Genomic DNA, 13,994 nt, shown 5'->3' on the forward strand with positions numbered 1-13,994 from the left:
ATATAAATATTAAAATATCACATATCACTGATAATCAAATATTTATAATTTGGCATGAATTCGGGAAGTAGTTTTCAAAAGAGACTACCATGAAATCAAAGAAAATTGCAGTTATAGGTACAGTAGGTCTTCCTGCTAACTATGGTGGGTTCGAGACCTTAGTAAATTATCTTACGCTTTATCTTAAAACAAGATATGACCTTTATGTATATTGTAGTGGAAAAAAATACCCCAAGCATAGTAGACATAAAAAGTATAATGGAGCTAAACTGATTTACCTACCCTTTGACGCTAATGGTGCTCAAAGCATCATTTACGATATAACTTCTATTATACATGCAATATTCTATGCAGATGTCTTATTGATTTTGGGTGTTCCTGGCGCTATCATTTTACCATTTGTAAAGTGGTTTACTAATAAGAAAATCGTGATTTCTATAGATGGCCTAGAATGGAAGAGAGACAAATGGAGCAAATTCGTTAAAAAGTACTTAAAGTACTGTGAAAAGTTAGCTGTAAAATACTCTCATGTTGACATATCTGATAATGAAGCCATACAAGACTATACAGCTGCAGAATACAAGACCCTCAGCAATGTAATTGAGTATGGAGGCAATCATACTTTAAAAAGAGAGATAACAAAAGAAGCTATCGAAAATTATCCTTTTTTAAAATCCTCATATGCATTTAAAGTATGTCGAATAGAGCCTGAAAATAATATTCACACAGTATTAGAGGCATTTGCAAAATACAACTCCTTGCCTCTGGTAATAGTCGGTAACTGGAATAATAGTGAATATGGAAAATCTTGCAGAAATCAATACAAAAAATATTCGCACATTCACCTATTGGATCCTATATATCATCAAGAAACTTTAGATGTGCTTAGAGGAAACTGTTTTCTATATATACATGGGCATAGCGCAGGAGGAACCAACCCATCTCTTGTTGAAGCCATGTATTTAAGTAGAGCAATATTTTGTTACGATGTATCTTACAACAGAGCTACAACAGAAAATAAAGCTAAATATTTTAACTCTTCTGATAACTTAATAGAGCTCTTACAAGCTACAAGCATCAAAGATACAGAGATACTCAGCGCCTCTATGAAAAGCATTGCAGATAGACGGTATAACTGGGAGATCATAGCGAATAAATATGGTTACCTTGTAGACAAGCTAGTTTATCGAGGAGCAAAAAGCCACATTAAACCAACATTAATGAATGTGGAAACAAAAGAGCTCATAGACTATGAAATGGCTCATTTTTCATCTTTAGATTCTATTTACAACGATTAAACCTAACACTATGCAACTCACTATTGTATATGCTTTAACCGGGTTTATAGTGGGCATTGTTTTATTACCCATTATCAGATACTGGGGCATCAAACTCAAGTTCGTAGATAAACCAAACACACGAAAAGTTCATGTTAAAGCCATTCCGGCCTTAGGAGGAGTAGCCGTATTCTTTGGCATTGCAAGTTATTTTGCATTACTCCCCACATATACCTCTCCCTTTTTATACTGGAAAGTTTTCATGCTATTAATTACCATCTTATTTATTACCGGGCTTTTAGATGATAAATTTGAACTCCCCTCTTTCGTCAGATTAATTATTCAACTATCATGCGCTACAGCCATAGTTTTAAGTGGGATAAAAATCACTTCCTTGTATGGTTTTTTGGGGTTTGATGAAATACCGACAAGTTTACAAATTCCACTTAGCATAGTAATTATTGCAGGAGTTACTAATGCATTTAACTTAATCGATGGAATTGATGGCCTTGCAGGAGGTCTTTCTTTCATTAACGCTACTGTCTTATCTGTCATCTGCTATACCATTAACATGGATGACCTTGCGCTATTTTTTGCAGCCTTAGCAGGTGTATTATTCAGCTTTTTAGTATATAATTTTCACCCAGCCAAACTTTTCATGGGAGATTCTGGGTCCTTAGTTTTAGGGTTCATCTTTTCAGCAATAGGAATTTACATTATAGATCAGGGTGAAGTAGCCTTCAGGCCTGTAGAATACAACGTAAATGTAGTTATAGGTCTTTTAGCTTTACCTGTTTTTGACACTCTGAGATTATTTGCTGAAAGGCTATTAAAAGGCAAGTCGCCCTTTTCCGCAGATAAAAATCATATCCATCATATCATATTAAACAAGTATTCTAGTCATATGAAAGCCTCATATATTATTTATTTTATACATATCATTTTTGTTGCTACGGCCTTATTGTCTGCGAAACTTCCTCTAGCTATTTTATTATGTATATTGATATTTGAATACTTGTTATGTATCTTTTGGTATAGGTATCAGAATTCATCAAAAAAAACAGAGACAAAATCTCTGGCATATAGCAAGGAGGACAAATAAAAAATGCCCCAATCTTATCAGATTTTTATAGTAGAAGATGATCCATGGTTTGGTGAAATGCTTAAGTATCACTTGGGCCAAAACCCTGACCATGAGGTAAAACTTTTTCAAACAGCAACGGATTTGCTAAAGGCACTTGTAGAAGGCCCAGACCTTATTACAATTGATTATTCTCTTCCTGATATAAACGGAGATGAACTTTTTGTGAAAATAAAGGAAAAGCTACCCAAAGTACCGGTAATAGTAATCAGTGGACAAGAGCAGGTAGGAGTAGCTTTGCGCCTACTAAAAATGGGCGTATCAGATTACTTCCTTAAAAATGACGACACAAAAGAGTTAGTATGGAACGCTGTCAACAAAATAAAAGAAACTGAAGACTTAAAAGAAGAAGTTAAAAACCTCCGTGAGAAACTGGAGGAAAAATACGATTTCAGTAAAATCATAAAAGGTAACAGCCCGCAAGTTCAAAAACTGTTTGAGGTGATGGGCAAAGCCGTAAAAACTAATATAAATGTATCTATTACTGGCGAAACCGGAACTGGTAAAGAACTAGTGGCACAAGCCATACATTACAATTCACCACGTAAGAATAATACCTTTGTACCTGTAAATATGGCGGCAATACCTAAAGACTTGCTTGAAAGTGAGCTGTTCGGTTACGAAAAAGGGGCATTTACCGGAGCATCGGCAAGCAAAGCGGGTAAGTTTGAAGAAGCTCATAAAGGCACTTTATTCCTTGATGAGATAGGTGAAATGCCGCTTGAGCTACAAAGCAAATTACTAAGAGTGCTTCAAGAAAGAGAAGTAACGAGGCTAGGAAGCAATAAAAGTGTATCTCTAGACATTAGAATAATAGTGGCCACTCATAAAAATCTTGCGGAAGAAGTGAGAGATGGCAACTTTAGAGAAGACCTTTATTACAGAGTAATGGGTTTACCGCTAACCATGCCACCTTTAAGAGATAGAGGCAACGACATTCTTATTTTAGGCGAATTCTTTTTAAAAGAATTTTCAAAAGAAAACAGGTTAGACAAAATCACTATCGATAAGTCAGCCAAAGACAAACTGTTTAGCTACAGTTTTCCTGGCAACATAAGGGAGTTAAAATCCATAATTGAATTGGCAGCTGTACTGTGCGATGATAATATTATTATGGACAAAGACATATCTTTCGTTCCGACTGATCGAAAAAACAATTTTATCGCACAAGAAAAGACTATGAAGGAATACACAAAAGATATTATTCGTCATTTCTTAGAAAAATATGATCACAACGTATTATTAATTGCTAAAAAATTGGATATAGGAAAATCAACAATATACAAAATGCTCAAAGAAGGTGAGCTTTAGTAGATAAACTTGTATGAACAATCAAAAGAAGGAAAATAGCGAGTTTAATCACATTGATAAGGTCTCCGAAGAAATTAAACATCAAATTTCAGCATCACAAGGAGAACTTAACACGGAGAACTCATCTCACTTAGAAGCTAGCTTAAGAAAATATCGTGCTATGCGCGAATTAGAAGATAGTTTTTGGGAGATCAACCTTCTTTCGAAGAAAATTACTTTAAGCCTCAACAATTCGATTTTCAAAGTCAACAATAACGCTAATGAGCAAGATTATGACTACTGGCTAAACTTAATTCACCCCGATGACAAATTTGATTTCCAGCACCAAATTGAAGATCCAACCCTTCAGAAAAATGATAAAATAACAGCAGAACTAAGGGTAAGCAATGGCAAAAACAAGTACCGATGGGTTATGGTCAGAGGTGTGGTGACTGAAATCACCGAAGAAGGCCTTCCATATATTATCACCGGTTTATTTTCCAACATATCATCACTTAAAAAGGCTCAACTCAATACTTTAAAAACTAACTTTAGGCTTAGCACTACCATTTCTAGCTTAAACAATGGGATTCTGCTAGAAGACGAAAAAAGAAACATAATTCTCACCAATCAATCATTTTGCGATTTATTTGAAATCCCACTCCCGCCTCCTGATATGATAGGATTGAACTGTGAAGGCTCCGCAGAGCAAGCAAAACACCTTTTTAAAGATCCCGAATTATTCGTTTCTAGAATTAATGACATATTAAAAGAGAAAAAGAAACAACTAGGAGAAGTTTTAGAAATGGCTGACGGCCGGGTGTTAACAAGGGACTTCATTCCCATAAGTGTTGATGACAAATATTTTGGCCATCTATGGAAGTACCAAGACATTACCGATACTCAATTAACCGAAAAGCTACTTAGGTCTAGTGAGGAAAAATACAGAAGTATTATAGCAAATATGAACCTAGGCTTATTAGAGGTCGATAATAAAGAACTTATTTTATATGCGAACGAAAGCTTTTGCAACATCACAGGATATTCACAGGAAGAACTTATAGGAAATGAAGCCAGTAATTTCTTTTTGCAAGGAGAAGGAGCTGACATTATGAGGCATAAGAATCGGCAACGAAAAGATGGCATTGCTGATATGTACGAAATCCCAATAAAAGATAAAAATGGCAACCCTAAATGGCTTTTAATCAGTGGCGCCCCGTTATATAACGAATTTCAAGAGCTAATAGGCTCTATAGGTATTCACTTAGATATCACAGATCAGAAAAATTTAGAAAAAGAATTAAGAGAAGCGAAGTTAATAGCTGAAGAATCATCAAAAGCCAAAGAGATATTTCTGGCCAATATGAGCCATGAAATACGAACTCCGATGAATGCTATATTGGGCATGAGTAATCTACTTCAGAAGACTAACCTTAACTCAGACCAAAATAATTACCTGCGAGCCATAAACACTTCAGCAGAAAACCTGCTTGTGATTATTAACGACATACTTGACCTTACAAAAATTGACGCAGGTAAATTGAAGATAGAACAGGTAGACTTTGACCTTACTGAACTACTTGATCAGCTGAACAAAATGTTTTATTATAAAGTAGAGGAAAAAGGGCTATTATATAAGATCAACACGTCACCAGACCTGCCTTTACAGCTAAAAGGTGATCCGTATAGAATCAACCAAGTACTAGTCAACTTGGTAGGAAATGCCGTTAAATTCACACAGGAAGGAGGCATTGAAGTAAATATAAACCTAGAGTCTAAAGAAGGAAGTTCTTATTTCATAAAATTTGAAGTGAAGGATACAGGCATAGGCATGAACGAAGAGTACAAGGAACGCCTGTTTCAGGACTTTAGCCAGGAAGATACCGGAATCACACGTAAATACGGAGGTACGGGTTTGGGCCTTGCCATATCTCGGAAATTGATCAATTTAATGGAAGGGTCAATTGAAATTAAAAGTAAAAAGGATAAAGGAACAACTATTTCATTTGTAATACCTTTATCTATAGGTCAAAAGAAACAAGAGGTAAAACCTACTATACCTACCGAACAAGGAGAAGAATCACTGAAGGGCAGTCATGTTTTGTTGGTAGAAGACAATGAATTCAACAGGCTTTTGGCCAGCACTATTTTAACCGCCCATGGCGCCACTGTAACGGAAGCTCCAGATGGCTTGGAGGCCACAAAGATAGCGCAACAAAAAGCATTTGATATCATACTTATGGACATTCAAATGCCTATCATGAATGGCTATGAAGCTACAAAGTATATCAGAGAAAATATAAGTAAAGAAGTTCCCATTATAGCACAAACTGCTAATGCCGTAAAAGGAGAAAGCGAAAAATGCTTAAATGCAGGGATGAATGATTATATAACAAAGCCATTTGAAGAGCAAGATTTAATAGCCAAGATCCTCTTAGCCATTAAGCCTTCTGAAAACATTATCGCTCAAAAGAAAGAGACATATCCAGAAGAAACCTCTAATAAAAAGCAAGCTTACAACATTGATATGCTCGAACAAATGTCACGAGGTGATCATGAGTTTATTAAAAAAATGCTTAAAACAGTTTTAGACACTATGCCTCCTGAGCTTGACAAAATTAAGCAGGCTTACGCTAACAAAGATTATAAAACGGTAAAACTGGTAGCCCACAAGATAAAACCTAGTTTACTGAACTTAAAATTTGAGGCTGCCCCTGTAATGAGAGAGATTGAGCTATGGCCAGATGATGGAGACCACGAAGAAATGGGCAATAAAATAACTTGGTGCTTAGATAAAATAGCACAAGTATTAGATGAAATAAAAAGAGACCATTTTTAAACAATAAAGGCGACCATAATAGTCGCCTTTTATATTTTCATGAAAGCGGTAAATTATTTACCTAACGCTTTCAACATAGTCTCACCAATATCAGCAGGAGAAGCAACAACGTGAAGACCACACTCAGCCATAATTTTCATCTTAGCCTCTGCAGTATCATCAGCACCACCAATGATAGCACCAGCATGTCCCATTCTCTTACCTTTAGGAGCAGTCTGACCTGCAATAAAACCTACAACAGGCTTAGGGTTACCTTGCGCTTTAATCCAACGAGCAGCTTCAGCTTCATAATTACCACCGATTTCACCAATCATTACGACTGCTTCAGTTTCATCATCGTTCATTAGTAATTCAACAGCTTCTTTTGTAGAAGTTCCAATGATAGGGTCTCCTCCAATACCAATAGCTGTAGAAATTCCAAGACCTGCTTTCACAATTTGATCAGCAGCTTCATAAGTTAAAGTACCTGATTTAGATACAACACCAATTTTACCTTGTTTGAAAACAAAACCAGGCATAATTCCTACTTTTGCTTCACCAGGAGTGATAACACCCGGACAGTTAGGTCCAACAAGAACAATACCTTTACCTTTAATATAGTTTTTGGCATCGATCATATCTTTCGTAGGGATACCCTCAGTGATAGCTATAATCACCTTTATACCAGCGTCAGCAGCTTCCATAATGGCATCAGCAGCAAAAGCTGGTGGCACAAATATGATTGATACATCCGCTCCAGTGCTATCAACAGCATCTTGAACAGTATTAAATACTGGCTTGTCTAAGTGAGTCTGTCCACCTTTACCTGGAGTTACCCCACCTACTACGTTAGTACCATATTCTATCATTTGCCCTGCATGGAATGTACCTTCAGAACCTGTAAAACCTTGTACTATTACTTTGGAATCTTTATTTACTAAAACGCTCATGGAATCGTAGGTTAAAAATTTGCACAAAAATAGAAGATTATATCTCTTAAACAAAGCTTTGAAGCGTCTCTAAGACCGATCATTTGATTAACTGAAAAGATATGTAAAATACTCAGCCCAAAACCTCTTAAAATCGTACAATAAGAGTTTAGTGTCATAAAGTTTAGCCACTTATTCTAAACATTATGAAAGCCTTCTCTTTTATATTATTTAGAAACCACGAAAAAATCAATGCTCGCAAATATAAATTATATGGTCACCATGCTTAAAAGGAGAAAGTTACTTGCGTTTGCTTGTGCTTTTACTTTTGTGATGTGTTTCCTAAGCTGTACTAAAAGTACCTCCGATTCCAACCACACATCGATAGCCCAAACTGTTAGCTTTAAACCTAAAAGTCTTCCAATACCTGACACTCTAGGTGGCAATGAGGGCTGGAGGTATGCCACTGATAATGACCATGAATATTGGCCCCAAGTAAATAAAGGAGACTTATTAATTTTTCAGGGCTCACTCCCCTTCCGTATCGACTCTAGAAAGTATAAGAAAAAAGTGCATGTAGGTCTAGGTAACAAAATATTCTTATGGCGGGGTGAATATGAAAGAATATTGTTATTAAATGGTGACAATCTTGATGTTGAATCATCGTTTAAGCAGCCCTGCATCATCACCAACCTTGGCGGACAGGTAAGGTGGGGAGAAAGTTATCAAAACGATCATTATCGTTCATTTACGGTAGGAGGCATTGACCATGTATTAATTAGTGGCGAGTATGATAAAAAATTAGGCACGGGACACCCATACTACCTTGGCTTAAGAGGTGACCTAACACAAAAAGGTTGGTACAAGCAGTTTGGTTTATTAGGAGATCAACATTACACTTCATTTTCTACTAATCAACCTCATAGTAACGGCTTGCGAGTGGCTGGCTTTAAAAGTGCAAAGATTAGAGGTATTAGTGTGGTACACGGTTATTTTTCAGGTTTTAACATTAAGAATGACAAAAAGGACACTAGAAAAACCTACATCGAAGTAGAACGATGCCTTTCTGGCTGGCATGAATCGGAAGGCTTCTACATTGGCTATAATGGTAGTGCTAATGCCAATGAAGTATCAGACAATGTACTTATATTTAGAAATAACGTAACCCTATTCACTGGTAGCGAAGCCTTACAGGCCGATTTTTTAAATAGTGGATCTCGAATAGAAAACAACTTCTTTTACAAAACAGGTTGTTTTTACCAGGTTCCTTTTCAAGGTAATCATTTCCAAGAAAATGGTGTGCAATGGTCTCATGTGAATAGCGATGTTAAAATGCAAAATAACATTATTTACACAGGAAATGCAGGCAACATCCTAGTGGGCCCTCGTTTCCAAGAACAATCGCGCTTTAAAGTAACACCTGGAGATATATCTCTTAATAACAACTTATTAGGCCCGTCAAAACGCTCAGCGGGTTACATTTTTACTGGAGACTCTTTAGGCAGGGTACCATATATTATAGAAAACAACGTGCTAGCAGATATCACCTTTCCTCCTAGCAACGATGCTTATACCCATGAAGAATTAAAAAATGACGTAGGGTACTTCAACTGCGCCAATAGAACCGATGCTATTGAAGTAAAAAACAACATATATCCTGCAGGGAGACCGCTAATCACGGGCTCTGGTAATGCAAAAAACATCCAAGAGGCAAAATCGAAGCAGCAACAAGCTCCTTCCTTAGAAATGAATAGTCATTTTGGCTTTGATCCAAAAGATATTCTACAATTTAGAGGAGTATGGCTTACTGGAGAATATAATGAAAAAGTAACAGCAAAAGGGCCAATAGCTTATAACAAAGAAGACATAATATTTACCATCTCTAACAATAAGACTACTTATTACCAGTGTATTCAAAAACATCAGACACCGAAACCTCCTGCCACATCTCCCGATTTTTGGGAAAAACTAACTTGGGACGGAACTGATGAACCTGCTTATACTCCGCTGCTATTAAAAAGAAGCTATTATGACAAACGTGGAATGGGGCTTACAGTACAGCAATCTCGCAATATTATCACTGACATTAGCTATCCATATATTGCCAAGACGAAAAACATTGACATGCATCATTCTAAAAAAGAACGTGCAGCTACACACAATGACGCACAACCCAATACAACAAATGGCAGCAGCAATGTAGTTACAAAGGAATCAGTGAATAAACTAAAAGTAAGGAAGGGTGAAGAAGACAAAAACAGCAAAAATACTTTTCAGATTCACATCAGTCACGAACAATCGGATGTAAAGATAGTGAGTAATAAAAACAACTACTGGAATTCCTTGGTAATCAGCAACTCTAATGGCAACTACCATTTAGATGAAATTCTTAGCATCGACCAGAAACCAAGCGCTATTTCTGTTTCCGTTATAAAAGATGAAAATGAAGGATTCAATTACACCAATGGGTTAAACACAGGAAAGACCACTGGCAACAATTCTGGCGCAGTATCCGATGCCATTCTTAAAGACTTTGTTTGTACTTCAAAAATCGCCCATGTAAAGATCTCGGGCCTATCAAAAGACAGTAGTTATAGCATTGAAACCCTAAGCAATGGAAGAGACATATGGGCAGGCACAGGTAAAGAAGTGGCTGTAACCATTGAAGGCAATAAGAAAATTCAAAATTTTAGTTTGGTAAATGGAAATACTCAGGATTTTCTAAAATGGAGTAAAGTAACTCCAAATTCCAATGGTGAAATTGTAATTACAATAGAAGGCGCTAAAGACAAATATGGCCCCATCAACGCTATTATCATTAAAGAAGCAATATCTCTATAAATAGAAAAAGAGGCCAAAAGCCTCTTTTCATCAATCTATGTACAAAGCAAAATTATTTTGCGCTAGCATATCTTTTAGCTACTTCGTCCCAGTTTACTACACTCCAGAAAGCTGTAATATACTCAGGTCTCTTGTTTTGGTAGTTTAGATAATAAGCATGCTCCCATACGTCTAATCCTAAAATAGGTGTACCAGAACATCCTGCATCAGGCATTAAAGGGTTATCTTGGTTTGCTGTAGAGCAAACTTCTACTTTACCACCTTTAACACATAACCAAGCCCAACCAGATCCAAATCTTGTAGCAGCAGCATCAGCAAAAGCTTCTTTGAATTTCTCGAAAGATCCGAAAGCCTCATTGATAGCATCAGCCAATTCTCCTGTAGGCTCGCCTCCTCCGTTTGGAGACATTACAGTCCAGAACAAATTGTGGTTGTAATATCCACCACCATTGTTTCTGATAGCCTTATTATCTGAGCTACTAGCAAGTAATTCTTCGATAGACTTACCTTCTAAGTCAGTACCTTCAACAGCTCCATTTAATTTTGTTGTATATCCTGCATGGTGTTTACCATGGTGAATTTCCATTGTTCTCGCATCAATGTGTGGTTCCAATGCATCATGTGCATATGGTAACTCTGGTAATTCGAAAGCCATAATTTTATTGGTTTTATTGTTTAACAATTTGCGGTTTAAAGATACAAGCTAGAGCCTGAACAAAAAATTGAATTTATTAACATATATCTATCCGCTGATAATGAAATTCTATAACTCGCCAAATTCAACTATTTGCCTCTCAAACCTTGAAAAAACGATGTAACTAAATTACCCGCCTCTTCAGCAAACGGACCGCGCACTATTTGGGTTTTAGGATGTACCATATTTGGGTTAATTTTTGTGAAGCCTCTTTTTTCATCAGCGGCTGCATAAACTAACTTCCCTAACTGACTCCAATAAAGCGCCCCGGCACACATGCCACAGGGTTCTAAAGTCACATACAATGAACAGTCTTTAAGGTATTTTGTTCCCAGCGAATTAGTAGCTGTAGTTAACGCCAGCATTTCGGCATGCGCAGTAGGGTCAGTAAGCCGCTCTGTTTGATTATAAGCTCTGGCTATGATTACATTATCTGCCACCACCAGAGCCCCTACTGGTATTTCGCCCTCTTCCCTAGCCCTTTCCGCCAGTTTTAAAGCTTCGCGCATGTAATGCTCATCGCTATGAATAGTTAGCCCCATTACATTCCTTTTACTTTAATGCTATTCATCACTTCTCCAGCAGTAGCCTGCCATTTATCCTTTATTTGAGAAGGACAAGTAAAACTAAAAACCAAAGTTTTGCCATGAACAATATGATATTGAATATAAACATACTTTCTCACCGCATCTCTTTTATTCAAAGACATTTCATCACCATCTATTATGGCATCAAATTCAAAATAGATAAAATCCTTCTTATTTATCTCTTTGATGCCTTCATTGTGCATTTCCACCTTGTCATACAGGTTATACACACTAGATTTGAAAAAATCCTTTGCTATTTCCGTATCTGTAGGTCTCCACTGGGTGGCAGAAACATTCACACTGAAATTAACAAAAGTAGACTCATCGGTATAAGCGGCTATAGGTTTTCTTACAGAAGGAAAACGCTGCGCCAAATCTTGCGGAGTCATGGGGTAAAAGTTGGTTGGTAGTGATGCAGTGATGTTATCAGACACTTTAGTTTTCACTAATTTATCTTGCTGAGGCAGCATCAAAAACAGCCATGGAATAAGAATAGTAAGTTTTAACATTATTATGAAGGAAATTTATGCCCTATCTTTTTTTACTCAGAATTAAATACAATTAACTTTGCGCTTCAAAATTAAAATATTTTAGCATGCTTCGAACACATACCTGTGGTGAATTACGAATTAACGATGTAAATAAAGATATAGTATTATGCGGATGGGTACAACGCGTAAGAAATAAAGGAAGTGTAATTTGGGTAGATTTAAGAGATAGATATGGTATTACACAGCTAATCTTTGAAGAAGGCACCACCGACACTGCTGCAATAGAAATTGCCAATCAATTAGGTAGAGAATATGTAGTAAAAGTAGAGGGTACCGTTATTGAGAGACTTTCTAAAAACGATAAAATCCCCACAGGAGATATTGAAGTAAAAGTAAAAGCGATTAGCATACTTAATGAATCAAAAACGCCTCCGTTCACTATAGAAGATGATACTGATGGTGGTGATGACTTAAGAATGAAATACCGTTACCTTGATTTAAGAAGAAAACCGGTAAGAGAAAACTTATTATTGAGACACCGCATGATGCAAGAAACTCGCGCATATTTAGACGGTGCTAAATTTACTGAGGTAGAAACTCCTGTTTTAATTAAATCAACACCTGAAGGGGCTCGTGACTTTGTAGTACCTTCTAGAATGAACCCAGGGGAATTCTATGCTCTTCCACAATCTCCTCAAACATTTAAGCAGTTATTAATGGTATCTGGTTTTGACAGATATTTCCAGATAGTAAAGTGTTTTAGAGATGAGGATTTAAGAGCAGACAGACAACCCGAATTCACTCAGATAGACTGCGAAATGTCTTTCGTGGAGAGAGAAGATATTATTGAAACATTTGAAGGATTGGTAAAGCACCTTTTTAAAAATGTAAAAGGAATAGACATCGAGACTATTGAAAAAATGAGTTATGATGATGCTATGAAGTATTATGGATCTGATAAACCTGATATTAGATTCGGAATGAAATTCGTAGAATTAAATCATTTAGCTCAAAATAAAGGTTTCAACGTTTTTGATAGCGCTGAATTAGTAGTAGGTATTTGTGCGGAAGGAGCAGCAGAATACACCAGAAAGCAACTAGATGCTTTAACTGACTTTGTAAAACGCCCTCAAATTGGAGCGAAAGGTTTAGTTTATGTAAAATACAATACTGATGGCAGCTTTAAATCTTCTGTGGACAAGTTCTACAGCCAAGAAGATTTAAAAACCTGGGCTGACGCAATGAACGCCAAGCCAGGAGACTTGATGCTAGTATTAAGTGGAGATACAGCTCATACGAGAAAAGCAATGAATGAGCTTCGCCTTCATATGGGTAGCGAGCTTGGCTTAAGAAATAAAGATGATTACAAATTACTTTGGGTACTAGACTTCCCTCTACTTGAGTGGGATGAGGACACAAATAGGTTCCATGCTATGCACCACCCTTTCACTTCACCTATACCATCTGATTTAGAAAAATTAGAAAGTGCACCTGGTGAGGTAAAAGCCAATGCTTATGACTTAGTAGTTAATGGTGTAGAAGTTGGTGGTGGATCTATCAGAATATACGATAGAGAAATACAGCAAAGAATGTTTAAACAATTGGGCTTTACAGAAGAGGAAGCCAAAGCTCAGTTTGGTTTCTTAATGGATGCCTTTGAATTTGGAGCTCCTCCTCACGGTGGTATCGCTTTCGGATTTGATCGTCTGTGTTCATTATTCGGGGGCTCGGATAGCATTAGAGATTTCATTGCCTTCCCTAAAAACAATGCAGGAAGAGATGTAATGATCGACTCTCCTAGTCCAATTAGCAATGAGCAACTAACTGAATTAAATATCGACCTGAAGGAGATAAAGAAATAAAACAAAAAAGCCCTGAGTAATTAGCTCAGGGCTTTTCTTTGCTACTTATATAAAATTAGATGAA

Annotated in this window: 10 protein-coding genes; 6 read left to right on the top strand and 4 right to left on the bottom strand. The window is 36.7% G+C overall.

Annotated elements, in window-relative coordinates:
- Window positions 1-89: 89 nt before the first annotated feature.
- The 4 genes from ACXACQ_RS00885 to ACXACQ_RS00900 are packed head-to-tail and all read left to right on the top strand — an operon-like array spanning window position 90 to window position 6,547.
- Entirely contained in the window at window positions 90-1,298 is a 1,209-nt protein-coding gene (locus ACXACQ_RS00885; RefSeq protein ID WP_474974028.1) for a DUF1972 domain-containing protein, read from the top strand.
- Between the two features lie 10 nt (window positions 1,299-1,308).
- Complete coding sequence (locus tag ACXACQ_RS00890) at window positions 1,309-2,379, top strand: MraY family glycosyltransferase (protein WP_474974029.1); 1,071 nt, start codon at window positions 1,309-1,311, stop codon at window positions 2,377-2,379.
- A gap of 3 nt (window positions 2,380-2,382) precedes the next feature.
- Complete coding sequence (locus ACXACQ_RS00895) at window positions 2,383-3,729, top strand: sigma-54-dependent transcriptional regulator (RefSeq protein ID WP_474974030.1); 1,347 nt, start codon at window positions 2,383-2,385, stop codon at window positions 3,727-3,729.
- Between the two features lie 13 nt (window positions 3,730-3,742).
- The gene (locus ACXACQ_RS00900; RefSeq protein ID WP_474974031.1) at window positions 3,743-6,547 is read left to right on the top strand and encodes a hybrid sensor histidine kinase/response regulator; all 2,805 of its coding nucleotides are present in this window, start codon (window positions 3,743-3,745) and stop codon (window positions 6,545-6,547) included.
- 53 nt (window positions 6,548-6,600) lie between these two features.
- Here ACXACQ_RS00900 and sucD read toward each other — a convergent pair whose 3' ends face one another.
- Window positions 6,601-7,476, bottom strand: coding sequence for a succinate--CoA ligase subunit alpha (gene sucD / locus ACXACQ_RS00905; protein WP_474974032.1), 876 nt, complete (start codon window positions 7,474-7,476; stop codon window positions 6,601-6,603).
- Between the two features lie 261 nt (window positions 7,477-7,737).
- Here sucD and ACXACQ_RS00910 point away from each other — a divergent pair, with 261 nt between their 5' ends.
- Window positions 7,738-10,296, top strand: coding sequence for a hypothetical protein (locus tag ACXACQ_RS00910; RefSeq protein ID WP_474974033.1), 2,559 nt, complete (start codon window positions 7,738-7,740; stop codon window positions 10,294-10,296).
- A 52-nt stretch (window positions 10,297-10,348) separates the two neighbouring features.
- Here the strand turns inward: ACXACQ_RS00910 and ACXACQ_RS00915 are convergent, their stop codons facing one another.
- From ACXACQ_RS00915 to ACXACQ_RS00925, 3 genes are all read right to left on the bottom strand, one after another.
- Window positions 10,349-10,951 (bottom strand): superoxide dismutase, encoded by a 603-nt coding sequence (locus tag ACXACQ_RS00915; protein ID WP_474974034.1) that lies wholly within the window; start codon window positions 10,949-10,951, stop codon window positions 10,349-10,351.
- Window positions 10,952-11,079: 128 nt separating this feature from the next.
- Entirely contained in the window at window positions 11,080-11,532 is a 453-nt protein-coding gene (locus tag ACXACQ_RS00920) for a nucleoside deaminase (protein ID WP_474974035.1), read from the bottom strand.
- The gene (locus ACXACQ_RS00925) at window positions 11,532-12,086 is read right to left on the bottom strand and encodes a hypothetical protein (RefSeq protein ID WP_474974036.1); all 555 of its coding nucleotides are present in this window, start codon (window positions 12,084-12,086) and stop codon (window positions 11,532-11,534) included. The genes ACXACQ_RS00920 and ACXACQ_RS00925 overlap by 1 nt, the downstream gene beginning before the upstream one ends.
- 86 nt (window positions 12,087-12,172) lie before the next feature.
- Between ACXACQ_RS00925 and aspS the strand changes: the two genes are divergently transcribed.
- Entirely contained in the window at window positions 12,173-13,930 is a 1,758-nt protein-coding gene (gene aspS / locus ACXACQ_RS00930; protein WP_474974037.1) for an aspartate--tRNA ligase, read from the top strand.
- Window positions 13,931-13,994: the final 64 nt, after the last annotated feature.

The sequence above is a fragment of the Fulvivirga sp. AWR4_260 genome (genome assembly GCF_056158185.1).